The organism is Paracidovorax oryzae ATCC 19882 (assembly GCF_000687165.1).
GTDB classification, from domain to species: domain Bacteria; phylum Pseudomonadota; class Gammaproteobacteria; order Burkholderiales; family Burkholderiaceae_C; genus Paracidovorax; species Paracidovorax oryzae.
On the sequence record NZ_JMKU01000008.1, the window covers coordinates 151,410 to 176,265 of the forward strand.

The 24,856-nt window shown below is 69.7% G+C and carries 25 protein-coding genes; 18 read left to right on the plus strand and 7 right to left on the minus strand.

Annotated features, from left to right (window positions below):
* Nucleotides 1–2: 2 nt before the first annotated feature.
* A complete protein-coding gene (locus tag T336_RS0108125; RefSeq protein WP_026432162.1) occupies nucleotides 3–929 on the minus strand; it encodes a LysR substrate-binding domain-containing protein in 927 nt (308 codons plus the stop codon).
* A gap of 121 nt (nucleotides 930–1,050) precedes the next feature.
* Here T336_RS0108125 and T336_RS0108130 point away from each other — a divergent pair, with 121 nt between their 5' ends.
* From T336_RS0108130 to xopAC (T336_RS0108145), 4 genes are all read left to right on the plus strand, one after another.
* On the plus strand, nucleotides 1,051–2,019 hold the full coding sequence (locus T336_RS0108130; protein ID WP_026432163.1) for a tripartite tricarboxylate transporter substrate binding protein BugE: 969 nt from the start codon (nucleotides 1,051–1,053) through the stop codon (nucleotides 2,017–2,019).
* Between the two features lie 21 nt (nucleotides 2,020–2,040).
* Nucleotides 2,041–2,928 carry an N-formylglutamate amidohydrolase gene (locus T336_RS0108135; RefSeq protein WP_026432164.1) on the plus strand — a complete coding sequence of 296 codons (888 nt, stop codon included), beginning with the start codon at nucleotides 2,041–2,043 and terminating at the stop codon, nucleotides 2,926–2,928.
* A 140-nt stretch (nucleotides 2,929–3,068) separates the two neighbouring features.
* A complete protein-coding gene (gene xopAC / locus T336_RS0108140; RefSeq protein WP_026432165.1) occupies nucleotides 3,069–4,709 on the plus strand; it encodes a XopAC/AvrAC family type III secretion system effector in 1,641 nt (546 codons plus the stop codon).
* A 255-nt stretch (nucleotides 4,710–4,964) separates the two neighbouring features.
* Complete coding sequence (gene xopAC / locus T336_RS0108145) at nucleotides 4,965–6,407, plus strand: XopAC/AvrAC family type III secretion system effector (RefSeq protein ID WP_280513488.1); 1,443 nt, start codon at nucleotides 4,965–4,967, stop codon at nucleotides 6,405–6,407.
* Here the strand turns inward: xopAC (T336_RS0108145) and T336_RS0108150 are convergent.
* Genes T336_RS0108150 through T336_RS0108160 form a run of 3 tightly spaced genes read right to left on the minus strand, consistent with a single transcriptional unit; the run spans nucleotide 6,404 to nucleotide 8,573 of the window.
* Nucleotides 6,404–7,153, minus strand: coding sequence for an SPOR domain-containing protein (locus T336_RS0108150; protein ID WP_026432167.1), 750 nt, complete (start codon nucleotides 7,151–7,153; stop codon nucleotides 6,404–6,406). The genes xopAC (T336_RS0108145) and T336_RS0108150 overlap by 4 nt on opposite strands.
* Before the next feature lie 14 nt (nucleotides 7,154–7,167).
* Entirely contained in the window at nucleotides 7,168–8,019 is an 852-nt protein-coding gene (locus tag T336_RS0108155; RefSeq protein WP_026432168.1) for a biotin--[acetyl-CoA-carboxylase] ligase, read from the minus strand.
* Complete coding sequence (locus tag T336_RS0108160; RefSeq protein ID WP_026432169.1) at nucleotides 8,016–8,573, minus strand: SET domain-containing protein; 558 nt, start codon at nucleotides 8,571–8,573, stop codon at nucleotides 8,016–8,018. The genes T336_RS0108155 and T336_RS0108160 overlap by 4 nt, the downstream gene beginning before the upstream one ends.
* A gap of 115 nt (nucleotides 8,574–8,688) precedes the next feature.
* On the opposite strand from T336_RS0108160, the gene T336_RS0108165 reads away from it, so the two are divergent.
* Genes T336_RS0108165 through T336_RS24915 form a run of 3 tightly spaced genes read left to right on the plus strand, consistent with a single transcriptional unit; the run spans nucleotide 8,689 to nucleotide 12,470 of the window.
* Complete coding sequence (locus tag T336_RS0108165; protein WP_026432170.1) at nucleotides 8,689–11,637, plus strand: DNA topoisomerase III; 2,949 nt, start codon at nucleotides 8,689–8,691, stop codon at nucleotides 11,635–11,637.
* Nucleotides 11,634–11,912, plus strand: a complete 279-nt coding sequence (locus tag T336_RS24910) for a hypothetical protein (protein WP_035225476.1) — start codon at nucleotides 11,634–11,636, stop codon at nucleotides 11,910–11,912. The genes T336_RS0108165 and T336_RS24910 overlap by 4 nt, the downstream gene beginning before the upstream one ends.
* A gap of 42 nt (nucleotides 11,913–11,954) precedes the next feature.
* Nucleotides 11,955–12,470, plus strand: a complete 516-nt coding sequence (locus T336_RS24915) for a GNAT family N-acetyltransferase (RefSeq protein ID WP_051647088.1) — start codon at nucleotides 11,955–11,957, stop codon at nucleotides 12,468–12,470.
* A gap of 143 nt (nucleotides 12,471–12,613) precedes the next feature.
* Here the strand turns inward: T336_RS24915 and T336_RS0108180 are convergent, their stop codons facing one another.
* Entirely contained in the window at nucleotides 12,614–13,741 is a 1,128-nt protein-coding gene (locus T336_RS0108180; RefSeq protein ID WP_026432171.1) for a Fic family protein, read from the minus strand.
* 192 nt (nucleotides 13,742–13,933) lie between these two features.
* On the opposite strand from T336_RS0108180, the gene T336_RS0108185 reads away from it, so the two are divergent.
* Together T336_RS0108185 and T336_RS0108190 are read left to right on the plus strand one after the other, a co-directional pair.
* Nucleotides 13,934–14,443 (plus strand): RDD family protein, encoded by a 510-nt coding sequence (locus T336_RS0108185; protein WP_026432172.1) that lies wholly within the window; start codon nucleotides 13,934–13,936, stop codon nucleotides 14,441–14,443.
* A gap of 125 nt (nucleotides 14,444–14,568) precedes the next feature.
* A complete protein-coding gene (locus tag T336_RS0108190) occupies nucleotides 14,569–14,952 on the plus strand; it encodes a VOC family protein (RefSeq protein ID WP_019702365.1) in 384 nt (127 codons plus the stop codon).
* On the opposite strand, the gene T336_RS0108195 is transcribed toward T336_RS0108190, so the two are convergent.
* The gene (locus T336_RS0108195) at nucleotides 14,953–15,813 is read right to left on the minus strand and encodes an alpha/beta fold hydrolase (RefSeq protein ID WP_026432173.1); all 861 of its coding nucleotides are present in this window, start codon (nucleotides 15,811–15,813) and stop codon (nucleotides 14,953–14,955) included.
* Nucleotides 15,814–15,941: 128 nt separating this feature from the next.
* Between T336_RS0108195 and T336_RS0108200 the strand changes: the two genes are divergently transcribed.
* The 6 genes from T336_RS0108200 (at nucleotide 15,942) to T336_RS24920 (ending at nucleotide 21,359) form a co-directional block, all read left to right on the plus strand.
* Nucleotides 15,942–16,547, plus strand: coding sequence for a class I SAM-dependent methyltransferase (locus tag T336_RS0108200; RefSeq protein WP_019702683.1), 606 nt, complete (start codon nucleotides 15,942–15,944; stop codon nucleotides 16,545–16,547).
* Nucleotides 16,548–16,640: 93 nt separating this feature from the next.
* Nucleotides 16,641–18,488, plus strand: a complete 1,848-nt coding sequence (locus T336_RS0108205; RefSeq protein WP_026432174.1) for a DEAD/DEAH box helicase — start codon at nucleotides 16,641–16,643, stop codon at nucleotides 18,486–18,488.
* An 86-nt stretch (nucleotides 18,489–18,574) separates the two neighbouring features.
* On the plus strand, nucleotides 18,575–19,429 hold the full coding sequence (locus T336_RS0108210) for a DUF6216 family protein (protein WP_026432175.1): 855 nt from the start codon (nucleotides 18,575–18,577) through the stop codon (nucleotides 19,427–19,429).
* 76 nt (nucleotides 19,430–19,505) lie between these two features.
* Nucleotides 19,506–20,126: a hypothetical protein gene (locus tag T336_RS0108215; RefSeq protein WP_026432176.1), complete on the plus strand. Its 621-nt coding sequence runs from the start codon at nucleotides 19,506–19,508 to the stop codon at nucleotides 20,124–20,126.
* A 76-nt stretch (nucleotides 20,127–20,202) separates the two neighbouring features.
* A complete protein-coding gene (locus T336_RS0108220; protein WP_026432177.1) occupies nucleotides 20,203–21,063 on the plus strand; it encodes a hypothetical protein in 861 nt (286 codons plus the stop codon).
* Nucleotides 21,060–21,359: a hypothetical protein gene (locus T336_RS24920; protein ID WP_035225478.1), complete on the plus strand. Its 300-nt coding sequence runs from the start codon at nucleotides 21,060–21,062 to the stop codon at nucleotides 21,357–21,359. The genes T336_RS0108220 and T336_RS24920 overlap by 4 nt, the downstream gene beginning before the upstream one ends.
* 25 nt (nucleotides 21,360–21,384) lie before the next feature.
* On the opposite strand, the gene T336_RS0108230 is transcribed toward T336_RS24920, so the two are convergent.
* Nucleotides 21,385–22,035 carry a TetR/AcrR family transcriptional regulator gene (locus T336_RS0108230; protein WP_051647090.1) on the minus strand — a complete coding sequence of 217 codons (651 nt, stop codon included), beginning with the start codon at nucleotides 22,033–22,035 and terminating at the stop codon, nucleotides 21,385–21,387.
* Between the two features lie 90 nt (nucleotides 22,036–22,125).
* Here T336_RS0108230 and T336_RS0108235 point away from each other — a divergent pair, with 90 nt between their 5' ends.
* The 3 genes from T336_RS0108235 (at nucleotide 22,126) to T336_RS0108245 (ending at nucleotide 24,743) form a co-directional block, all read left to right on the plus strand.
* Entirely contained in the window at nucleotides 22,126–22,560 is a 435-nt protein-coding gene (locus tag T336_RS0108235) for a VOC family protein (protein WP_026432179.1), read from the plus strand.
* 141 nt (nucleotides 22,561–22,701) lie between these two features.
* Entirely contained in the window at nucleotides 22,702–23,370 is a 669-nt protein-coding gene (locus T336_RS0108240; protein WP_026432180.1) for an exopolysaccharide biosynthesis protein, read from the plus strand.
* 164 nt (nucleotides 23,371–23,534) lie between these two features.
* On the plus strand, nucleotides 23,535–24,743 hold the full coding sequence (locus tag T336_RS0108245) for a hypothetical protein (protein WP_026432181.1): 1,209 nt from the start codon (nucleotides 23,535–23,537) through the stop codon (nucleotides 24,741–24,743).
* The last annotated feature ends 113 nt before the right edge of the window (nucleotides 24,744–24,856 follow it).

Here is a 24,856-nt window from a genome sequence, read left to right on the forward strand (position 1 = left end):
GGTCAGGCCGCCGGGGCCGGGGGCGATTCGGCCTGCTGCAGCAGCCAGGCGCGGAAATGGTCCAGCGCGGGTGGCTGGGGGCGCCCGCCCTCATGGCAGAGCCAGTAGCCCCGCCGGGCGTTGAAGCTGGCGTCCGGCAGCGGTTCCGTGACGGTGCCGGCCGCGATCTCGTCGCGGACGAGGCAGCGGGGAACCAGGCCCAGCCCCAGGCCCATGGAGACGCCGCGGATGATGCTCTCGAACAGATCGAGCACCGGGCCGTCGAAGCGGCTCAGCCCCGGCACGCCGTGGCGTTCGCCCCAGTGCTCCCAGGCATCGGGTGCCGACACGTGCCGCAACAGCGTGTGCCCCGCGACGTCGGCGGGGCTGCGCAGCGCCGGCACCGGGTGCTCCGTGTCGCCGGCTCCGGGCGGCGGAGCGATCAGCGCCACGTCGTTGCCGGCGATGTAGTGGGCATGCATGCCGGGCCAGTGCCCGTCGCCGAAGAGGATGGCGCAGTCCGCCTCCGGGCCTGGCAGGGTATTGATGACCGGTTGCGTCAGGTGCAGCGTGATGCGCGGATGCCGCTGCCGGAAATCCGCCAGCCGGGGCACCAGCCACTGTGCCGAGAAACTGGGCAGGGCGGCCACCTGCAGGGCGCCGCCGTCGTACCCGCTGGCCACCAGCTCGAGCGTGGCGGCTTCCAGGCGGACGAGCAGCGACCGCACCGCCAGTTCGTAGCGCTCGCCCGCCGGGGTGAGGATCAGGCGCTGGCGGCTGCGCTCGAACAGCGGCACGCCCACCCAGCGCTCGAGTTCCTGGATCTGCTTGCTGACGGCGCTCTGGGTGAGGCCCAGGGGTTCCGCCGCCGCCGACACATTGCCGCAGCGGACCACGCTGCAAAGCGTACGCAGCAGGTGCAGAGGGGGATTGAGTCGGCGCAGGGGCATGGAGGCAGGGTTCCGGGATGGGGGCGATGAGGGTATGCCGAATCGGAATGCTAACCGGCACGCCCTTTGCGTCATTCGTGCAGTTATTCCATTAATCTCATCGATAACCTCAAAGGAAACCATGCAGCGTCGTTCCTGGCTCGCGGCCCTGGCCGCTTCCCCTTTCATCGGCAACTTCGCAAGGGCGCAGGAGGGCCGGCCGATGCGCATCGTCGTGCCCTTTCCTCCGGGCGGCGCGACCGACATCGCGGGACGCGTGCTGCAGGAGCCGCTGCAGCGCCTGCTGGGCCATCCGGTGGTGATCGACAACCGTGCCGGCGCGGGCGGCTCCATCGGCATGGCCGAGGTGGCACGCTCCCCGGGCGACGGGCTGACCTTCGGCGTGGCGACCGTATCCACGCATGGCGTGAACCCCGCCGTCTTCTCGCGGCTGCCCTACGATCCGGTCCGCGACTTCGCCGGGGTCACCGAGATCGTGAAGGCGCCGGGCATCCTCGTGGTCAATCCGCGGGAAATGCCGGTGCGCGGCTTCGGCGAGTTCGTGGCCTACCTCAAGGCGCGGCCCGGCCAGGTGTCCTACGCGTCGCCGGGCAACGGCACCATCGGCCACATGTGGGGCGAGCTGTTCAAGATCAGCACCGGCACCTCCATGGTGCATATTCCCTACCGCGGCGCCGGTCCGGCGGTGAACGACGTGCTGGCCGGCCAGGTGCCCGTGTATTTCGACCAGGTCGCCTCCGCGCTGCCCTACGTGAAGAGCGGCCGGCTGCGGGCGCTTGCCGTCTCCTGGCCACAGCGTCTCGCGGACGTGCTGCCCGAGGTGCCCACCTACGGCGAGCTCGGCCATCCGCAGGCCAACGAGCCGTCCTGGTTCGGCCTGGTGGCCCCCGCCGCCACGCCGCAGGCAACGGTGCTGCGCGTGCAGCACGCCGTGGCCGCTGCCCTGCAGGAGCCGGCGGTGCGCGACCGGCTCGCGGGCCAGGGCCTTTTTGCCACGGGCACCGCGCCCGCGGAGTTTTCCCGGCAGATCGAGCAGGAGATCGCCAAGATGCGGAAAATCGCTGCCTATGCCCAGATCCACCTCGACTGACCCGATGAACGGAGCCCGCCGATGCCCGACCCGCAGCCGATGAGCCCCGGGGCCGCCGCCGTATCGGTGGTGCCGGGCCACACGCCCCTGGTCCTCGATTCGCCGCACAGCGGCACGGATTACCCCGACGACTTCCGCGCCGCGCTGGCCCTGGACGTGCTGCGGCGCGCGGAAGATACCCATGTGGAAAAGCTCTACGCCTTCGCGCCCGCCCTCGGCGTCGCGTGGGTGGAGGCGCATTTCCCCCGGATCTACCTCGACGCCAACCGCGACACCACGGAGATCGACACCACGCTCTTCGATGCCGAGTGGCCCGACCCCGTCACCGCCGACCCGGCGGTGCTGCAGAAGGTGCGGCTCGGCAAGGGCCTCATCTGGAAATGCACCGACGAGGGCCTGCCCATCTATGACCGGCCCCTGTCGGTGGCCGAAGGGCGCGCGCGCATCGAGCACTGCTGGCGGCCCTACCATGCCGCGGTGCAGCAGGCCATCGAGGCCGCGCATGCGCGGCACGGCTACAGCCTGCACTTGAACTGCCATTCGATGCCCTCCGTGGCGGCCAGCCACGCCACATTGCATCCCGGCCTCGTGCATGCCGACTTCGTCATCGGCGACCGCGACGGCACCACCGCGGACCCGGCGCTGTCGCAGGCGCTCTGCACCTTCCTGCGCGGGCGCGGCTACGGGGTGGACTACAACCATCCCTACAAGGGCGTCGAGATCGTGCGCCGCTACGGAGACCCCGCCCGCGACCGGCACAGCATCCAGGTGGAGATCAACCGCCGCCTCTACATGGACGAGCACACGCTGGCACTGCTCCCGGAGGGCTTCGCGCGCCTGCAGGCCGATCTGCGCGCGCTCGTGGAGTGGCTGCTGACGCTCGATCCGCGGCGCCCCGCGGGCGACTGACGCGGCGCCGCGCACCGCAGCAGGCCGCGCGGGCGGTTTCGCATTTCGCGACGCCGCGTCGTGCGGGGCGGGGCAGGAGGGGGGAGCGCGCCCTAGATTGGAGGCGAGCCGCTTTCCTTGTCCTTCACCGCCCCGCTGCCATGACCTCGCCCCTGCTCACGGCGCCTTTCGGCGCCTCCGTCCTGTCCTTCATGCCCCCGGAACGCGGGGGGGCCGCCGCAGCGGCACGCCAGGCCGCTGCATCCCCCGGCACACCCCTGCTGCACGCCTGGTACGAGGCGCTGCAGGCCTGGTGCGAGGCCGGTGCGGCCCGGCAGCCGCCGTGGCAAGCAGGTACTTCCGAGGGATTGAGAGGGCTTTTTTCGGCGCGGCGGAACAGGGGCGCCGTCCGCGATGAGCGGGCCGAGGCGTTTGCCGGCCGCTGCCGGGAATTCGCCGCGGCCGCCGACCGGATCCTGGAACGGGGAGACGCCGCGTTCGGCGCCGCACAGGGCGGCATGGAGTTGCGCGAGATCGCCGTGGGCCGCCTGTTGCTCGCCCATGCCGAGGGCGCTCCCGCGCTGGACCTGCACGGCCTGGGGCTGACGGACCTGCCGCCCGGCCTCGAATCCCTGGAAACCCTGGAGCGGCTGGATATCTCCTGGAATCCGGGGATGGGAGCGCTGTCCGAGCGGCTCGCCCGCTGCCGCGGACTGCGGGCGATCGATGCGCGCCACTGCGGCATCACCGACGTGCCGCCGCAGATTTTCTCGCTGCCCCGGCTGGAGACGCTGGACCTTTCGGAGAATGCGGAACTGCGCGCGCTTCCTGCCGAAGCCGCCCGTGCTCCCGCGCTGCGGACGCTGCGCGCCTCGCAGTGCCGGATGGACCACCTGCCCGCCGGCCTGGAGCGCATCGCCACGCTGGAGCGGCTGGAGGTCGCGCACAACCCGCGCCTGCAGGAATTGCCTGCCGGATGGCGCCTGGACGACCCGCGCCTGCGGCTTGAAGGAACACCCCTGGAGGGCATCGCCGGCCTGCTGCGCCCCCTGCCGCTGACGCCGCGCCAGCGCGGCACGCTCGCGGAGCATATGGACACCATCGCCCGCTCCTGGCCCCTGCTGCAGGCCCGCATGCGGGCGGAGCCCCGCCTCGCGGACCAGGTCGGCCTGCTGCGCGCCCGGCTGTCGCTCGCGGTGCGCACCGACGGCATGGGCACGCAGGAAGCCTGCGAGGACGCGCACCAGGCCATCGCGGAGTGGCTGGACAACGGGGATACGCTGACGACCGCACGGATGATGGAGCTGGGCTGGCGCATCAACTTCCGCCCGTCCGGCACGGGCCTCCTGCGAACGCAGGATTACGCCGACGATCTGTCCGGCCCCCAGGGAGCCGGAGCGGCTGCCGGTGCGGGCCGTCCGTCTCCCGGCGCGCTGCCGCCGCTGCTGGCGGCGGTCGAGTCCTGGCTCTCGGCGGGCGATGCTTCCGGTACGGCGCTCGACCCGCTGTCCGCCATGGAGCGCGCCGTGCTGCTCTACCGCGTCCTGGTCGTCCTCCGCCCGCTGCACAAGGGCAACGAGCCCACGGCCCTGGCGGCCATGGACTGGGCCCTGCAGGAGCAGGGCCTGCCGCCGGTCCTGCTGCCCGACGACCCGGCCCTGCCCACGGCGGTCCTGTTCCGGTTTTCGGGCATCGCGGCAGCGGATGCGGCGGCAGAGCTGCTGCAGGAAACCGTCCGGCACATGGACGCGCTCATGGCGCGACTGGTGCAGCATGGCCTCGCAGGTGACGCGGATGCATAGCGCATGGTGCGCCCGTGTGATGGCGGCCGCCTCGCGCACGCCGTCTTTCCATTCCCGATTCCAGCTGCCATGACTCCCTCCCGCATCACAACGACTTCCGAGCCGCGGCGCACGCGCTCCTATCCTTTCGGGCCGTCCCAGGCGAGTGGATCGAGCCCGCGCAGCGAACCCGGTGCCTCCAGGGCGCGGAGCGCTGGATGGCTGGCCGGACTGGAGCCCCGGCATGCAGGTCCGGCGCGCGAAAGCGCAGGGGCCATGCGCAGGGGCCGATGGGCGGGGTCGCCGAACGCCGGGAACGCGGAGTGGAGCCGGGCCCTGCGTGATTGGTGTGCCGCGGACCCCCATCGGGTCCCCCAGGGCGGATTCTGGTCCCGCATGGCCGGCAGCTTTTCACGGCAATCCGACCTGCAGGCCCGCCATGGAAGCTTCGTCGAACATCGGGAAGAAGCCGCGGCACGCATACTGCAGGCCCATGCGGAGCGCTCCACTGCGCTGGACCTCAGCGGTCTTGCGCTGTCGGAGTTGCCCCCCGGGCTGGGGCGGCTGGACCGTCTGGAAACGATCGACCTGTCCGACAACACCGGGTTCTATCGCCTGCCCGAAGTGCTGGCGCAATGCACCGGCCTGCGCGCCATCTCCGCCCGCAACAGCTTCGTCACCGAAGTCCCTGCTGCGCTGTTCGCGTTGCCCCACCTGGAAACGCTGGATCTGTCCGCGAATTTCGAACTGTGCGAACTGCCGCAGGAGATCGGACAGGCCGTGCGGCTGAGGCAGTTGCTGCTGTCCCACTGCCTTTTCTCCACGTTGCCGGCTGCCGTGGTCGCGCTGCCTGCGCTGGAGCTGCTGGACCTGTCCCACAATCCGCGGCTGCACGCCGTGCCCTCCAGCGCCGGGCCGGGTGCCTGCCGGGTGAAACTGCAGGGCACGCCTGCCGGATTCACGGCCCAACTATTGCGCCCGCCCGCGTGGACCCAGGCCGAGCGCGCCGCGCTGTCGGACCGCCTGGGCACGATGGCATCCCGCGCCACCGCCATGCAGGGTGCCTCCGGCGCGGCCTTTGACGATGGGCCGCGCCTCGCGTTGTTCCTGCAGGACCGGGGAGACGGCACGGCCACGGCGCAGTCGTGGAAGGATGCCGCGCGCGTGGTCGATGCCTGGGTGGGGGCGGAGCGTCCTTTCAGTGCGGATGCGTTGCTCGAGCTGGGCTGGATTGCCAACGGCCGCCCATCGACGGGGCCGAGCCTGCGCGCGCACGAGTTCCAGCGCGTGCCTGCCGGCGGCGGGTCCGGCCTGACCCACCGGGGCGAGCCCGCCGTGGCGGCGTTCCGCAGCTATCCCCCCGTGCAGTCGTTGCGGGGCCAGATGGAGGAAATCGCCGCGCGGCTGGAGCGCCGGCTTTCCCAGGACGACCCCCTCGCGGCCGTCGAGTGCGCCGTGATGCTCTACCGGGCCTTTGTCAGCTTGCGCCCACTGCCCGCGGGCAATGCGCCAGCCGCCTTGCTGGCGATGGACTGGGCGCTGCTGCGGCAGGGGCTGCCTCCCATGCAGCTGCCTGCGGGTGATGACGAACTGTACGATGCCATGATGTTCTCGGACGGCAGGTCTCCGGACGGCGCACGGGAACTGGTCCACCAGGTGGCCGAGGGCCTGGCGCAATGGGAGGCCCCGCGAGCCCCGGGCCGGGCTGCCGCAGATTAGCCGCAGTTGCGCAGTGGCCGGCCCGCGAGGGCCGTGCGCAGTTGCGCTTCGGCCTGGGCACGCAGCGCGGGCGTGGCCGCCGGCAGCCGCAGCACATGGCCGGTGGCTTCCGAGCGCTCCTGCACCACCCGGGCCGTGCGCACGCCCTGCGTGCCCAGCGTCGCCAGCGCCCGCTCGGCGGCCTCCTCGGTCGAGAAGCGGCCCAGGGACAGGCCCGGCTCCAGGGCGGGGCCCGGCCGGTCGTAGGCCACCTTGCGCGCACGCAGTTCGGCGCGCTTTTTCTCCAGCGCGTCTTCGTCGGCGAAGCGCCCCATGTACACCATCCACCGGCTCGCGACCGACACGGGCTCCAGGCTCCAGCTGTTCGCGGGCAGGGCGGCGGCGGCCGTGCGCAGCGCCTCGGTCTGGCGCGCGTCGAACGGGCCGGCCTGCAGGCAGGCCGTGCTGTCGGCCGCTGCGGCCTGTGCCGGCCCTGCTGAAGTGGGGGGCGGTGCGGGGTGGGATGCCTCGCTGGCCGGGGTGGCTGCGGAGGAGGGTGCCGCGGGCGGCGGGGACGAGGGAGCAGAGGCCGCATCGCCGGACACCGGGCGGCCGATGCGCAGGTTCTCGGGCTGGATCTGCTGCTCGAGCCGCTGGGGCTCGGACTGTTCGGCCGGCGCGAGGCCCCAGTCGCGCAGCAGGCCCTGTGCCCAGGCGTAGTAGCCGGCATTGGCCAGCAGCAGAACGAGGACGGCGGCGCGCAGCATGGTGGAAGGATCCTTCAGTTCCGCGGCAGTGCCTGCCCGGCTGGCCGCACGCTGATCTCCGCGCTGGTGACGGCCTGCAGGCCCTGTGCCGTGCGCACCAGCAGCGCGCCGTCGTTGGCCACTCCCTGTGCGGTGCCGGCGCCACCGTCGCTCAGGACCACTTCGCGGTCGCGCAGCACGTCGCGCTGCAGGAAGCGCGGCTGCACCGGCGCGAAGCCATGGGCTTCGAACGACTGCAGCATCGCGACCAGCGGAGGCACGGTGCGCAGCAGCGCCGCGGGGGCGTCGAGCCGGGCGTCGATCTCCTGCAGGCTGCCGGGCGGCGTGGACAGGCCCTCGGCCGGCGGGGGCCGCACGTTGATGCCCACCCCGGCCACCACGTAGCGCGCGGCGCGGTCCGGCCGGCCGCCGCCCCAGGCACCGGCTGCACCCACGAGGCTGGCGGTTTCCACCAGGATGCCTCCCAGCTTGCGGCCGTCGTCCAGCCAGAGGTCGTTGGGCCATTTCAGGCCCAGGCGGGGCTGGCCGGGAGGGGGCACCGGCTGCAGGCTTTCCGCGATGGAGACCCCCACGGCCAGCGACAGCCCGGACCAGTCCGCCGGTGCCAGCGGCAGGCCCAGCGAGAACATGAGCGAATCGCCCGCGGCGTTCTGCCACGCGCGGCCCAGGCGCCCGCGCCCGGCGGTCTGCACCTCGGCCACGAGCAGCGTGGGCTCGCATTGGCCTGCGCGCGCACGGCGCATGAGTTCGGAGTTGGTGGAATCGATGCTCGGCAGCACTTCGACGGTGAAGCCCGGCAGCAGCGGGGCCACGGCCTCCCACACCGCCTCGGCGGGCCAGCGCAGCGGCTGCACCGTGCCGGTCATCGGCGTGCGCCCTTGCGGCCGGCCTTGCCGGGCGGCGGCGCGGAGGGGCCCGGCGGCGCCCAGCCGCGCTTGGGCGCCAGCAGCGTGCCGCGGCAGCTGGTGCTGCCGCAAAAGCAGGGGTACTCGGCCTTGAGCTTCGGGGTATAGCGCTCGTCGATGATCAGGCCGTAGTCGTAGTTCAGTTCCTCGCCCGCATGGATGTTGCGCAGCGCGGTGATGTAGATGCGGCCGTCGCGTTCATCGGCATAGCAGTTGGGCGCGCAGCTGTGGTTGATCCAGCGCGATGCATTTCCGCCATGGTTGGCATCGATGACGCGGTCTTCATCCACGTGGAAATAAAAGGTATGGTTCGGCTGCTGCGGATCGTGCGGGTGGCGGTCCTGGGCCTCCTGCCAGCTGATGATCTCGCCCGTGTATTCGATCAGCACTTCGCCTTCGGCGATATCCTGCACTGCGAACACGCCCTTGCCGTGCACGCCCGAGCGCCGCACCTGGATGCGGCGGCCGCCCCTGGCGGCGGAAGGGTCGGCGGCGGGCGTGGCGGTTCGGGGCATGGCGAAACTCTGTTAGTTTGAATAGGCACACATGCGCAGGCGCGCGTGTGCATGCGCGTGTATGCGCGAGAGACCGGAATTGTAGAAGCGCCCTCCGGGGCCGACCCCACAGAAAATGACCAAGACCCTGGTAATCGCAGAAAAACCGTCGGTGGCGCAGGACATCGTGCGCGCGCTCACCCCCGTGGCCGGCAAGTTCGACAAGCACGAGGACCATTTCGAGAACGACCGCTACGTCGTCACGAGCGCGGTGGGCCACCTGGTCGAGATCCAGGCGCCCGAGGAATTCGACGTCAAGCGCGGCAAGTGGAGCTTCGCCCACCTGCCGGTGATCCCGCCGTACTTCGACCTGAAGCCGGTGGACAAGACCAAGAGCCGCCTGAACGCGGTGGTCAAGCTCGCCCGCCGCAAGGACGTGACCGAACTCGTCAACGCCTGCGACGCGGGGCGCGAGGGCGAACTGATCTTCCGCCTCATCGAGCAGTACGCGGGCGGCGCCAAGGGCGGCCTGAACAAGCCCGTGCAGCGCCTCTGGCTGCAGTCGATGACCCCGCAGGCCATCCGCGACGGCTTCGGCAACCTGCGTTCCGACCAGCAGATGCAGGGCCTGGCCAGCGCCGCGCGCAGCCGCTCCGAGGCCGACTGGCTCGTGGGCATCAACGGCACGCGCGCCATGACGGCCTTCAACTCGCGCGACGGGGGCTTCTTCCTCACCACCGTGGGCCGCGTGCAGACGCCCACGCTCTCGCTTGTCGTCGAGCGCGAGGAGAAGATCCGCCAGTTCGTCAGCCGCGACTACTGGGAAATCCACGCCGGCTTCCATGCCGAGGCCGGCGAATACCTCGGCAAGTGGTTCGACCCGCAGTGGAAGAAGGTCGCCGACGACCCCGAGGCCCGCGCCGACCGCGTCTGGAGCTTCGAGCGCGCCCGCGAGATCGCCGACGCCGTGCGCGGCAAGGCCGCCACCGTCACCGAAGAGAGCAAGCCCACCACCCAGGCCTCGCCCCTGCTGTTCGACCTGACCAGCCTGCAGCGCGAGGCCAACGGCAAGTTCGGCTTCTCGGCCAAGACCACGCTGGCGCTGGCGCAGAGCCTGTACGAGCGCCACAAGGCCCTGACCTACCCGCGTACCGACTCCCGCGCCCTGCCGGAAGACTACCTGCCCGTGGCGAAGGACACCTTCGGCATGCTGGCCACCAGCGGCATGCGCCACCTCGCGCCCTACGCCCGGCAGGCGCTGGACGAGAACTACGTGCGGCCGAGCAAGCGCATCTTCGACAATGCCAAGGTGAGCGATCACTTCGCCATCATCCCGACCACGCAGGCGCCCAGCGGCCTCTCCGAGGCCGAGCAGAAGCTCTACGACCTGGTGGTGCGCCGCTTCATGGCCGTGTTCTTCCCGAGCGCCGAATACATGGTCACCACCCGCATCAGCCAAGTGGTGGGCCATTCGTTCAAGACCGAGGGCAAGGTGCTGGTCAAGCCCGGCTGGCTGGCCATTTATGGCAAGGAAGCCGCCAACGAGGTCGAGGACGGCAAGGCCGGCGACAAGGGCCAGCCGCTGGTGCCCGTGAAGCCCGGCGAGATGACGCACACCGAATACGCCGAGGCCAAGGCCCTGAAGACCAAGCCGCCGGCCCGTTACTCCGAAGCCACGCTGCTGGGCGCCATGGAAAGCGCCGGCAAGCAGGTGGAAGACGAGGAACTGCGCTCGGCCATGCAGGAAAAGGGCCTGGGCACCCCGGCCACGCGCGCCGCCATCATCGAAGGCCTGCTCACCGAGAAGTACATGCTGCGCGAGGGCCGCGAGCTCATCCCGACGGCCAAGGCCTTCCAGCTCATGACGCTGCTGCGCGGCCTGGGCGTGGAAGAACTCTCGCGCGCCGAACTCACCGGCGAGTGGGAATACAAGCTCGCCCAGATGGAGAAGGGCCAGCTCAGCCGCGAGGCCTTCATGCAGCAGATCGCCGCCATGACCGAGCGCATGGTGAAGAAGGCCAAGGAATACGACCGCGACACCATCCCCGGCAACTACGCCACGCTCTCCACCCCGTGCCCCAACTGCGGCGGCGTGGTGAAGGAGAACTACCGGCGCTACGCCTGCACGGGCGCCGACGGGCGCGGCGACGGCTGCGGTTTCTCGTTCACCAAGTCGCCCGCGGGCCGCACCTTCGAGCCCGCCGAGGCCGAGGCCCTGCTGCGCGATCGCCGCATCGGCCCGCTGGAGGGCTTCCGCTCCAAGGCCGGCTGGCCGTTCACGGCCGAGGTCGCCATCGTGCGCGACGAGGAGGCCGGCAACTTCAAGCTGGAGTTCGACTTCGGCGACGACCGCGCGGGCGAGGCATCGGGCGAACTGGTCGAGTTCACCGACGAGCCGCTGGGCCCGTGCCCCATCTGCGGCGCGCCCGTGCACGAGCACGGCAGCAACTACGTGTGCAGCAAGGCCGTGCCCACCCCCGCCCAGCCCACGCCCAGCTGCACCTTCAAGAGCGGCAAGGTCATCCTGCAGCAACCCGTGGAGCGCGAGCAGATGACCAAGCTGCTCGCCACCGGCAAGACCGACCTGCTGGACAAGTTCGTGAGCATGCGCACGCGCCGCAACTTCAAGGCCTTCCTGGCGTGGGACAAGGAAGCCGGCAAGGTGAACTTCGAGTTCGAACCGCGCGAGAGCAAGTTCCCGCCGCGCAAGTTCGCCGGCAAGACCGGCGCGGCTGCCGGTGCGGCGAAGGCGGGCACCGCGGCCGCAGCCAAGAAGGCCGCCAAGCCCGCAACCAAGGCCGCCGCCAAGAAGTCCTCCGCCGCCGCCAAGGCCCCCCGCAAGACCGCGGCCGGCAAGCCGCCGAGCGCCGCCCTGGCCGCGGTGATCGGCCCGGAACCGGTCGGCCGGCCCGAGGCAGTGAAGAAGATGTGGGAATACATCAAGGCCCACAATCTGCAGGACCCCAAGGACAAGCGCACCATCAATGCCGACGCCAAGCTGCGCGAGGTGTTCGGCAAGGAATCGGCCGGCATGTTCGAGCTGGCGGGCATCCTGGGCAAGCACCTGCAAGGAGATTCCGAATGACGATGACCACGACGATCACCGGCGAACGGCTGCGCCGCCCCTCGGATGCGGTGGTGCCCCAGGGTCATGGGCGGCAGCAGCGCCGGCCTGTCGCGGCCATGGCAGCTGGCGTGCTGGCCTGCGCCGCTCTGGCGGTCCTCACCGGTTGCGGCACTGTGGCCCCGCGCCCGGCCAATGACCCGGCCACCGGCACGGGCGCCCAGGCGGGGGAAAGCGGGGTGACGGTGTTCGGCACGATCGATACGGGAGTGGGGGCAGTGCGGTCGTCGCGGTGAGGGGCTGGCGCACTGAGCGATGATTGCCCCTGGAGACAGGACATGAAGGCTCGCATCCGAACCCTGACCACTCAAGAAGCGGCGGCCGCATGCAGCGTGGTGCGGGCATCGATTGCCGAATGCTGCTTTCCGGACCACCGTGGCGACCCGAAAGTCATGCACACGTGGCTCGCCAACAAGACCCCCGAAAACTTCGAAGCGTGGTTTGCAGCGCCGCAGGCGATACCGCTCGGTGCGTTCGATGGTGCCCAGTTGGTCGGCGTGGCCCTCGTATCCGGCTCCAGCCTCAGCCTCTGCTACGTGACTGTCGCAACGCTCCATCGCGGCATCGGCAGAAGTCTTCTCCATGCAGCCGAAGACCTGGCCCGTGGCAGGGGAATCGAAGAACTGCATCTGGAAAGCACGCGCACTGCGGAAGCCTTCTACCTGCGTAATGGATTTCAGCCCTCCGGGCCGGTCAAACTCTGGGCAGGCATGCAAGCGCTGCCAATGAGTAAACACCTGGGTAAGGCGTTGGGGGACTCCCATCCTGGCCAGACCCGGCTCTGCCATATGTAAGCTCGGCTAACACCACCGGTCCACGAATGGACATCAGGCGCTACATCAAAAGGTGCCCGTGTCGTGGGCCATGTCGCCTTGCAAGGCATCTTCTGCTGTTGGGCCTCACCGAACAACGACGCCCGGCGGTGCAAGCGCCGATCTCACTGGACTAGCGCATAGGCCACATTCCTCCCCCCACCCTCCACCCGCACCAACACGCCCTTGCCCAGCAGATCGGTGATATCGCGCAGCGCGGTATCCGACGAGCATTTGGCAATGGCCGCCCACCGGGCGTTGTTCAGCTTCCCCTCCATCCCATCCAGCACACGGTTCAGCACCAGCGTCTGCCGGGCATTCATGGGCACATCCGCCCAGCGCTGCCAGAACTGCGCCTTGGCCAGCACATCGGCCACCAAGCCGTCGGCGCCCTGCACGGCACGCAGCAGGCAGCCCAGGAACCAAGCCAGCCAGGGCGTGACGTCGAGCGTGCCGCGCTGCGTGGCTTCCAGCTGTTCGTAGTAGCGCTTGCGTTCGCGCTGGATCTGCGCGCTCAGGCTGTAGAAGCGCTGGGCGCTGCCTTCGGCGCGGGCCAGGGCCATGTCGCCCACGGCGCGGCTGATGCGGCCGTTGCCGTCGTCGAAGGGGTGCAGCGTGACCAGCCACAGGTGCGCCAGCCCGGCATGCACGATGGGGTCGCCTGCCGGTGGCGCATCGAACCAGTGCAGGAAGGCGGCGGTTTCTGCGTCCAGCGCCGTGGCGGGCGGCGCTTCGTAATGCACCTTCTCGCGACCGACAGGGCCCGAGACCACTTGCATGGGCCCCGCCGCATCGTCGCGCCAGGCGCCGGTGCGGATGCGCAGCCGGCCGCTGTAGCCCATGGGGAAGAGCGCGGCATGCCAGCCGAAGAGGCGTTCCGCGGTCAGCGGCTCGGCAAAGCGCTGGGTGGCGTCCAGCACCATGTCCACCACGCCGTCCACGTGCCGGTCGGACGGCGCCAGTGCGCCGATGTCCACCCCCAGGCGGCGCGCGATGGACGAGCGCACGGCGTCCAGATCCAGGGATTCGCCCTCGATGGCGCTGGTGGTGACGACTTCCTGGGTCAGGGCGCGCAATGTGGCCTGGTCGCGTTGCGCCAATCCCACCCCGGCCATGCGCCCGGCCAGGTGGCCCTGGGCGCGGTGCACCTCCGCCAGGGGCGCGGCGAGCGCCAATGCGTCGAAGCGCCACTGTGGCCAGTCGGGGCGCTGCCAGACGTAGGTACGGCGGCGGGGGGCGTTGTCGGACCACATGCGGTGATTATGAGGTTTATTCACCGCAGAATCTGCGGCGAATAAGCTCCGGCACGGTTCGGCCACCACCCGAACCGGACGCTGCATTGGCGAAGCGCCGTCCGCCATCGCTCCAGGATCCTGCGCGAGAATCCGGCACCGAACCCGGCCCGACCGTGGGCCCACTCCATCCAGCCATCAGCGAGCGATGCCATGACCCTCCCCGCGAGTGCACCCCCGGACGACCGCGTCGATGCCTCCGACCTCGAATACGTCGGCTTCTGGGCCCGCCTGGGCGCGACGCTGCTCGACACGGTGCTGCTGCTCGTCGTCACCGTGCCGCTGCTGGCGGCGGTCTATGGCTGGGACTATTTCAAGCAGACGGAGCGGCTGGTCGCGGGGCCTGCGGATTTCCTGATCTCGTGGGTGCTGCCCGCGGTGGTCGTGCTGCTGTTCTGGTTCTGGCGGCAGGCCACGCCCGGCAAGATGAACATCGGTGCCCGCGTGGTGGATGCGGAGACGGGCCGGCCCATGACGCCCGGACAGGCGGTGGGGCGCTACCTGGCGTACTTCGTGTCGGCGATCCCGCTGTGCCTGGGCTTCGTGTGGGTGGCGTTCGACCGGCGCAAGCAGGGTTGGCACGACAAGCTGGCGGGCACGGTGGTGGTGCGGCCGAAGCAGCGCAAGTCCGAGGCGGTGTTCTTCGTCAAGGGCCGGTATTAGCAGCGGCTGCGCGCGCGCATGCGCGACGCATGGCCGGCCTGGCGGCCGCTACGATCCCTATCCCGGCCAGCAGCCCGGCCCACGGTCCGGCCTGGCCGGCAAGGCCATCACAGGAGACACATCGCATGTTCAGCCACGTCATCGTCGGCGTCACCGACCTCGAGAAATCCAAGCGCTTCTACGACGCCTTGCTCGGCACCATCGGCGTGCCGCCCGGCATGGCCAACAAGAATCGCTATTTCTACCGCAGCCCCGGGGGGCTGTTCGGTATCACGCTGCCGATCAACGGCGAGCCTGCCACGCACGGCAACGGCAGCACCATCGGTTTCGCGATGCAGTCGCCGGAGCAGGCCGATGCCTTCCATGCGGCCGGCGTGGCGAACGGCGGCACGACCTGCGAAGACCCGCCGGGCTACCGCGAAGGCCCGGTGGGCCCGCTGTACCTGGCCTACCTGCGCGATCCGGACGGCAACAAGCTCTGCGCGATGTACCGGCCGCCCAAGGCCTGATCACGGCAGGTCCGCGAGGAAGCGAGCGACGCGCTCCGCGAGCTCATGCGGCCGCTCGCGGTGCGGCACATGCGCCGCGCCGGGCAGGATCTCCACGCGCGCAGGCCCGGCCGCCCAGCGGGCGATGAGCGCGGGCTGATCGAGGGAACCGTATTCGTCCCGGTCGCCGTGCAGGGCGAGCACGGGGCAGGCCACGCCTGCCAGCACGTCGGCCTGCGACCAGCCGGCGAAACCGGGATCCAGCCAGGTATCGACCCAGGCGTTCAGCACCCACCGCGCCTTGTGCTCGTCGCCGCCATGGTGGCGGGCGAGCCGCTGCAGCGCCTCGGGGCTGCGCTGGAACTGGTCACGTGCCTCGCGGATGCCCGCCAGGGTGCGCTCTTCCACGCAGGCCTGCGCGGCCACGGTGACGAGGGCGACGCAATCGCCGGTGCCGCTGCCTTCCGCCGCGCAATGGGCGGCCATGGCCCCGCCCACGCTGTGGCCGAGCGCCACGTAGCGGCCGATGCCGAATTCCGAGCGCAGCGCCGGCAGGCTGGTGCGCGCCTCGGCCGCGATGAAATCCGGCGGCAGCGCACCCGTGCAGAGGTCGGCGCGGCCGAAGCCGGACCGGTCGTAGGCGATCACGTCGCGGCCGGTGGCCCGGCACAGTGCTGCGGGAAAGTCGCGCCACAGCGCCACGCAGCCCAACGAGTCGTGAAAGAGGATCACGGGGGCCGGCGCGATGGCGCGGGGTGCATCGTACGGCGCAGGCTGCCAGCGGCGGGCAAACAGCCGGCCCCGGGCCGAGTCCACCCAGGCATCGTGCGCGGTCGGCTCCGGCAGGGCGGCGGCGGGCAGGGCGGGCGGAAGGGCGCTCATGTCCGGCATTGTGCGGTGGCCGATGGCGTGCGGTCGTCCCCGGGGTGCCAGGCTCCGGGAGCGATACGGGATACTCCTGCCGCCAAACCTCTCCCATCTTTTTCCATCCAGCCAGCAAGGACCCGCCTTTGAAATCCGCCAGCGCCACCCTGTTCGACGAGGCCTACTACCAGCGCTTCTATTTCGACAAGAAGACCAGCGTGGTGGACCCGCAGCACATGGAGCGCCTGGGCCAGTTCGTGTGCAGCTACCTCAAGTACCTGCGGGTGCCGGTGGAGCGCGTACTGGACGTGGGCTGCGGCATCGGCCTGTGGAAAGACATCGTGGCGCGCCATTTTCCGCAGGCGCGCTACCAGGGGGTGGAGTTCAGCGCCTACCTGTGCGAGCGCTACGGGTGGCAGCAGGGATCGGTGGTGGACTATGCGGCCGGCGAGCCGTCCGACCTCGTGGTCTGCCAGGGCGTGCTGCCCTACTTGAGCCCGCCGGACCTGAAGGCTGCACTCGACAACCTGGCGCGCCTGTGCCGGGGAGCGCTTTATCTCGAAGCGGTGACGCGCGAGGACTACGAGCAGGACATCATCGATGAGGACCTGACGGACCCCGCGCTGTTCCGCCACCGCGCCGAGGCCTACCGGCGGGGGCTGTCGCGCCATTTCCGGGCCGTGGGCGGGGGGCTGTGGCTGCGGCGCTCGCTGGAGGTTCCGCTGTTCGAACTCGAATACGCCGGCGAATAACCGCCGGCACTGTGCTTTCCATCAGGCAGAAAGAAATTGTTTATCGCATAAAATTTCAAATAGATACAAATTGACAGAGAGAAGGAGGCTTCCGTGGTGACTTTCATACCCGCCATCGGCAGCTGTACATCCCGCATGACCGCGGGCGAACGCCGGCTGGCCCAGCGGCTGGAGCGCAAGCTCGACAGCGACTACTCGGTCTGGTACGACGTGCCGGTGGGGCCGAAGCAGACCTACCCGGATTTCGTGGTCATGCACCCGCGGCGCGGGGTGCTGATCCTGGAAACCAAGGACTGGCACCTGGAGACGGTGCGCAAGGCCACGCGGCAGTACTGGGAGATCGCCCCGGACGGCGGCGCTCCCAAGATCGTGAAGAACCCGCTGGAGCAGGCCCGCCATTGCGCGCTGGAGGTGGTGCGGGCGCTGGAGCGCGATCCGCAGCTGGTGCAGCCCTCGGGGCCGCACCAGGGCAAGCTGGCATTCCCGTGGGGCCACGGCGTGGTGTTCACGCGCATCACGCGCCGGCAGTTCGAGGCGGCGGGGCTGGCCGAGGCGATCGCGCCGGACTACGTGGTCTGCCAGGACGAAATGCTCGAGGACGTCGAGCCCGAGGCTTTCCAGCAGCGGCTCTGGCGCATGTTCCCGCATGCCTTCGGCGGTGCGATGTCGCTGCCGCAGATCGACCGCGTGCGCTGGCACATGTTCCCCGAGGTGCGCGTGCCCGTGCAGGGCGCGCTGTTCGCGCAGTGCGGCGGCGTGGACGAGGTGCCCGACCTGCTGCGCGTGATGGACCTGCAGCAGGAGCAGCTGGCGCGATCGCTGGGCGAGGGCCACCGGGTGATCCATGGCGTGGCCGGCTCGGGCAAGACCATGATCCTGGGCTACCGCGCTGAGCACCTCGCGAAGCTGCACGGCGCGCTGCCCGATGGCGCCAAGCCCGTGCTGGTGCTCTGCTACAACGAGCCGCTGGCCGTGAAGCTGGCCAGCGCCATGGAGGCCAAGGGGCTGGGCGAACGGGTGCACTGCCTGCATTTCCACAAGTGGGCGCGCGCGCAGCTCGTGGCCTACGGGCAGGGCCTGCCGGCGCCGTCGCTGCCGCGCGATGCCTTCTTCGCGGACATGGTGGACCGCGTGGTGCGCGGCGTGGACACGGGCCACATTCCCAGTGCGCAGTACGCCGCCGTGCTGATCGACGAAGGGCACGATTTCGAGCCGGAATGGCTCCGGCTCGTCTCGCGGATGGTGGACCCGGCCACCAACAACCTGCTGGTGCTCTATGACGACGCGCAGAGCATCTATGCCCGCGCGCGGCAGAAGCAGTTCAGCTTCCGCAGCGTGGGCATCCAGGCCCAGGGCCGCACGTCCATCCTGAAGATCAACTACCGCAACACGCGCCAGATCCTGCAGACCGCCCACCTGATCGCAGCCGACCTGCTCGCGCCCGAAGACAGCGGCGAGGACGGCGTGCCCCTGCTGCAGCCCGTGAGCTGCGGCCGCGACGGTGAGGCGCCGGTGGTCGTGCGCCTGCCCTCGTTCCGCGCCGAGGCCGCCCAGGTGGCCGACCGCCTGGCTGCGGCCCACCAGGAAGGCCACGCCTGGGGCGACATGGCGGTGCTGTGCCGCCATTACGCGCAGATGGAAGAGTGCGCCACCGCGCTGCGCCACAAGGGCCTGCCGCACCAGGTGCGCAAGGGCACGGGCAGCTTCCATCCGGCGGACGACACCGTGAAGGTGATGACCATGCATGCCAGCAAGGGCCTGGAGTTCCCGGTGGTGGCGCTGGTGGGCGCGGGGCACATGCCGTCCGACGGCGAGGACGAGCGCGAGGAGGCCCGGCTGTTCTACGTGGCGGCGACGCGCGCCACGCACCGGCTGGTGATCACCGCGAGTGGGGAGGGGGCGTTCGCGCAGCGGCTGGATGGGGCAATGGTGACGGCGTGACGTGGTGCCGGCATCGGTATGGCCGCCGCGCAGGGGTTCAGTTCCAGCACTGCCGTCAAACCATATAAGAAGACGAGGGAGTTCGCATGGATGGCATTGCTGCGATCAAGATTTCGGACATCGCCACACTGGTACCACTGGTCATCGCCCTGGGACTCGGGGGAATGTTTTTCTGGGTGATCTTGCGCACGGAGTCCTGGCACATGCTCCGCCGCCGTATCTGGCTGCTGGTGCATGGCAAGGAGGAGATATCGGATCCTGCCATCCGTCACTATGTGGATGAACAGAACAATCTGGCTGCTTTCCACGTCTTCGCCGGTGTTCAGGTGACGACGCTGGCCGAGGCACGCACGCTCATGGAGTGGTGTCGGATAAGGAGCGTGGATCTGGGCGTGTTGCGCCTCTGCGGTTCATATTTCGACCCTCAGGCGCGCCGTATCAAGGACCGCTGGCTTCCGCCAATATGGATAGGGCAGGCAGCGGGCGCCGTCGCAATAGGACTCATGGTGGTCGGATTGCTGGCCGCGGTGGCCATGACCTTGCCGGCAATGCTCACAGTGGCAAAGACTGGCCAGAGCTTTCTCGCAAGCGAAACGGAGCTTCGTCCGGTCTGGCCTTTGCCTCCCTTTTCTGCGCAGCGGATGAGGATTGATGACTGCGGAAAACCGCTCGACGAGGAGTCTGCCCGCCTGGGATTCTCGGAAGGTGACATAGCCATCATGTGTTCAGTTCTCAAAGACCCTGGGTTCGGAGCCTATGTGGACAAGGCGCTCAAAAAACAATGGATCTACCTGGCGATGTGGGCGGGTTTTTTTCTGTCGCTTGCCTATCACGTAGCGGTGATGGCGTTGCGGATGGTTTGCGCTCGCAAGCTGCTGCTCCGCCGGATTGATCCTTCGTTGCCCGGCGCACAGATGGAACTCGACTTCGGTCATCCATGACCTTCGAGCAGGTACGACAACCAAGTGTTACGTCCTCAACAGCCCCACCCCTGCCCGCGCCGCTGAAAATCCACGCATGCCGATTTCCTCTTTCCAGACCGGGCCCGTGCAGCCCGCCCGGCGTGCCTTCTGCCGCGCAGTCGCACTGCTATCCGGTGCCGTGGGCCTGGGCGCGGCGCTGATCACGCCGCCCGCGCAGGCCCAGCCCTCCTACACCATCACCACGCCGCAGATCCAGGACGCCCTGGCCGAAAAGCTGCCGCGCCGCTACCGGCTCGGCGGACTGCTGAACCTGGAGGTGCAGGTGCCCGCGCTGCGCCTGCTGCCGGCGCAGAACCGCATCAACGCGGTGCTGCCCGTGGTCGCTTCAGGGCTGGCGGTGTCGGACGGCGCACGCGATGCCTCCGGCTCGCTCGACGTGGATTTCGGTCTGCGCTACGAGCCCTCCGACCGCACGCTGCGCGCGCAGCAGATCCACGTCAATTCGCTGCGCATCGATGGGCTCCGGTCGTCTGCGTCCGAGATGCTCAACGCCTATGCACAGCAACTGGCCACGCAGTCGCTCGGCGAGGTGGTGCTGCACACCCTGCGTCCGCAGGACCTGGCGCTGGCCGACGGGTTGGGCATGCAGCCCGGGCCCATCACGGTGACGGAGCGTGGCCTGCGCGTGGATTTCGTGCAGAAGCCTATGCCTTGATGAACTGGCAGGGCATGGCAGCATGCGGTGAAGTACGCTTGGAATCCTGTCGTTTTGGATGGGAGGAAAAAGATCCATGTGGAAATTCACACAAATAGCAGACTGGTTCGACGGGCAGCGCCAAGAGTCCGAACAGATCCTGGATCACTGGGTGGAGTCCAACAAATACAGCCAGGGAGCGATGATTACCGCGGCGTCGACGAAAGCGCTTATGACTTTCGGTGCGGGATTCGTGGACATCCTGCGGCTCGGGGACGGCATGAAGGAGGGGACGCTCCGAGGGGCGGGACAGGACGCCCTGCGGTTTGTCGCGGTGTTTCCTGTGGGCAAGGCCGCGAGCCTCTACCAGTCCGCCAAAGGGCTGTCCATGGCGAGAGTTGTGGCTGATACGGGCGGTCCCAATTGCTTCTGGATTGCATCGGCAAAGGCGTTCGCTCAGGTCGGGCAGAAGTTCAACGGCAAGTTGCTGGCGAGCGTTGAGGACGTAGCCAGAGCGCTTGGCATGGATATGAACGCTCTGTGGCGTATTCCCAATTTGGCTACGGGCATGTCCTACTTGAGGCATCTGGGCGCTCAGGTCGGGGCGGTGAGGAGCATCTCTTCCTTCCGGGAGGCAGAGCGCATGGTGCCGTTCGATGGCAGTGTGGTTATGCTTTCCGTCCATGTGATGAACGGCAGCAAGCTCATCGGTGGCCATGCCATCTATGCATTCCGCACGATCTACAGACAAATCCGATACATGGATCGGACTGTAGGCAATGGGTTGAAGGGCGTGGTTTCGCATCCCGACGAGTTGTGCCGGCTATACGCAGCCACCTCGATCGTGCCCGTCCAGGCAGCACTCATTCGAAACATGTTCGTCAAGTCGGTAGGCCACGAGGCACCACGGCTTGTCATTCCTGTGCTTGGCGTGATCGCCTCGGAGCCTGGACGATGAACCCTGCAGTCTGTCCGGTGTGCGGTACCTCGGGGGCCGAAGCGGCGGACCGCGGAGGTCCGCGAGGGGCCTGGGTGCAGTTCATCGACTACGCAGGCGCCGAGGCATCCGGCCTGGGTCATCCCGAAGGACTGGCCTATTTCTGCGCGGCACACCACCCGGCCGCGCAGGCGCTCGCGCAGCTTTCCTGTGCCGAGGCGGTGGCGCAGTTGCGTGCCCGGTACCCCGTGCCTCATCAGGAATCCGCTGCTGCACCTCCACCTGCCCGCCGCTGGTGGCAGTTCTGGCGCGCCTGAGCCCGACCGCACCCGGTCCGCTCCCCTACAGCCCCCGCTCCACCATGTCGAGCAGCCGCTGCGCCAGCACCTCGCGCAGCGCTTCGGGGGCGCTGCGCAGGGGGCCGTCGATGGCGAGGAAGGCCATGCCATGCACGGTGGACCACGCTAGGTATTCCGCACCGGGCCGGCGTTCCGCGGGCAGGGCGCCGGCGGCCACGAGGTCGTCGAGGGCCGCGCCCAGGTGCTCGAAGGGGTTGAGCCCGCTGGCGCCGCCTTTGTCGGGATCGGGTTCGTTCTCCACCGTGAAGGGCTGCCCGAACGCCATGCGGAACAGCCCGGTTTCCGACTGTGCGAAGCGCAGGTAGCCCCGGCCGACGGCGCGCACCTTGCCGTAGGCCCGCTCGGTGGCCGGGGCGTGCGCGGGCACCCTGGCGAGTTCCTCCTCCATGAACACGGCCATGGCGGCCACGGCGGCGGAGCGCACCGCATCCAGCAGGTGCTGCCGGCTCGCGAAGTGGCGATAGGCCGCGTTGGGCGCCACGCCCGCGCGCCGGGTGGCCTCGCGCAGCACGACGGCGTCCGGCCCGCCCTGGCGCGCCAGTTCCAGCCCGGCATCGAGCAGGGCACGGCGCAGGTCGCCGTGGCGGTAGGTGGCGCGCGGGCTGGTGGCGGATGGCGGTGCAGAAGCGGACATGGCGTTTGCGATGTGGACAGTGTCCATTGTCTCTGCTACCTTTTGTGGACGGTGTTCACATATGGATGAACCCCCAACCGAGGAGCCCCCATGAAAGCCCAACCGTACCTGTTCTTCAACGGCCGTTGCGAGGAGGCGCTGGCCTTCTACCAGAAGGCGCTGGGCGCCGAGGTCACGGCGCTGATGCGTTTCCAGGACAACCCCGATCCACCCCGGGAAGGCACCTGCGGCGGCGCGCCGGGCGCGCCCGCTCCGTCGCCCGACAAGGTGATGCATGCCGAGTTCCGCATTGGCGAAACCCACTTGATGGCTTCGGACGGCATGTGCGGCGGGCAGGCCCGCTTCGAGGGCGTCTCGCTGGCGTTCACGCCGGCCGATGCGGCCGATGCCCGGCGCGTCTTTGCCGCCCTGGGCGAGGGAGGGCAGGTGCAGGTGCCGCTGGGGCCGGCATTCTTCTCGCCGGCCTTCGGCGTGGTGGCCGACCGCTTCGGCGTGCCCTGGATGGTGGTGGCTCCGCAGCCCTGATCCGCCAGCGGCCTGCGTCGTGTGACACCGCCACACGGTTTGGCGCGGCAGGGCGGAACCGTCCTGCAGCGCATGGGACGGGGCGGGCTGCACAGTGGGAAAGGCGCCTGCCAGCCGTCGTGCCGGGCGGCGTGCCCGCCCATGAAACGCAGCATCGATCCCTCGACCCTTTCCTCCACCCCGGACCCGGCGGCTTCTGCCCATGCCTGCACCGCGTCCATGCCGACGCGCGTGGTGCAGGCCGAAAGCCTGGCGGACATCCTCGACCAGATGGCGGCGCTGGCCGGGCGGGCCGGCGCGGTGCGCGTGGAGGACATGGTGGCGGCGTTCGGCCGCCGCAGCCATGGTCCGCTGCTCGTGGTGCCGGCACTGCTGGAGCTGTCGCCGGTCGGGGCGGTGCCCGGGGTGCCGACGGCGCTCGCGTGCGTGGTGGTGCTGTTCGCGGCGCAGATGCTCATGGGCCGCCGGCATGTGTGGGTGCCCGGTTTCCTGGCCCGGCGCAGCCTGGGCGCGGCGCGGCTGTCGCGTGCCGTGCGTGTGCTGCGCCCCTGGGCGGAGCGCGCCGACCGCTGGTTCCATGGGCGGCTGTGCGCGCTGACGGGTGGCGTGTTCACCCGCGTGGCGGCCGCGGGCTGCATCGCGCTGGCCTGCACGGTGCCGCCGCTGGAGCTGGTGCCGTTCGCCAGTTCCGCGCCCATGTCGGCGGTGGCGATGTTCGGCCTGTCCGTGATGGTGCGCGACGGGTTGCTCATGCTCGGGGCGATGGCGCTGGCCGGGCTGGCCGTGGGGCTGCTGGTCTGGATGGCCTGACGGCGCCGTGCCGCATCCGGCCGTTCGTGCTGCAGTGCATGGCTTCGGAGCGTGCCGCTCCTGGAGGATGCGGTGGGCGCATGCTGGAAGGCATGTCACCGCGATCCACCGCGGAGTGCTGGCGCATCGCCAGCCACGCCGTGCCTCGCATCCGGAGCGCAACGATGAAATCAGTCACACGCCTGTTCAACCAGGGTGCCCAGAAAGTCCAGGGCGGATTCAGCCAGCTGTCCGCCATGGCCCGCGGCTATACCAAGCTTCCCTCTTCGGGCAAGCAGCATGCACAGCCCGAAGGCCTCAGTGCCCGCCACAACAACCCGCAATCCGCGCCGATGGCGCCGCGCAACGCCTCGCGGCCCGGGAACGCGGGATACGCCTCGCCGCAGGGTGCGACGCCTCCCCCGATGCGGCCGGCTCCGCACGCCTTCGGCACGTCGCTCCGTCCCATGGCTGCGCAGCATTTCCAGACACCGCCGCAGAAACCATCGGCTGCCGGCACTTCCCCGGCCCGCATGCAGCGCATGCCAGGGCCGGCGCCGCACGAAACGGGTGCCCGGCCGCCGATCGGCCTGCAGCACGTCGCTGCCATGGCGGCTGAGCCGGCCGCGACCCCCCTGCCGGCCCGTGCGAGGCCTTCCGCATCCGGAGCGCGGCCCGAACGACACGGCGAGGCGGCCTTGCACCGCCATGCGGTGCCCGCAGCCCGTCCGGGCCGGACGGAGCAGTCGCATGCGGCCCAGGTGGCCGACGCGACGAAAGCGCTGCAGCAGCAGCTCAGTATCTCGGCCAGAAAAATCAATGACCTGACCATGGCGCGCTATGACGCCGAAGATGACGGCGACTACGACGCCGCCGACGCCGCCGCCGACGCCATCAAGGCGCTCAGGCGGGAGCGCGAACCCATCATCCTGATGAACAACATCCTCAGCGGAGCCGACCGCGACGGTGCCCGGCAGATGCAGGCGCTGCGCGGGTTCTCCGGTGCACCTGCTCCGGTGGACCCGCGCTCCCTGCGCCATGCGGGCGAATTGCGCGTCCAGGCCCAGGCTCTGCGCAGCAATGCCGCTGCCCTGCGCAGCGCGCAGGCGCAGTTCGGCCCCGCCAGGGACCTGGCCGCAAAGGCCGAGACCCTCAGGACGGCCTTGAAGCAGCACCAGCTGCCGCCCGCGGCGCGCCAGGAACTGGAAGCCGTGCTGCGCGGTTTCGAGAACTACGCCGCGCTCGATACCATGGTGCGCGATGCCGATCGCTCCATCCGCCGCATGGGCGGCATGGGCCTGATGGACGGCATCCCGACCACCGCCGCCGAGCGCAGGGCCGCCGACGATGCCGCGCGCAGGGCGGCCCAGGAGGCGCTGGACAACGGCTACTGATCCGGCGGGACCAGGGGCTCGTCCGGCATCGTCCTACGCGGCCGTGCCGCCGCATGGCCTACAACCGGGGCAAGAGCCCGGCCACAAGGGCCGGGCATCGCTTTTGCAGGATA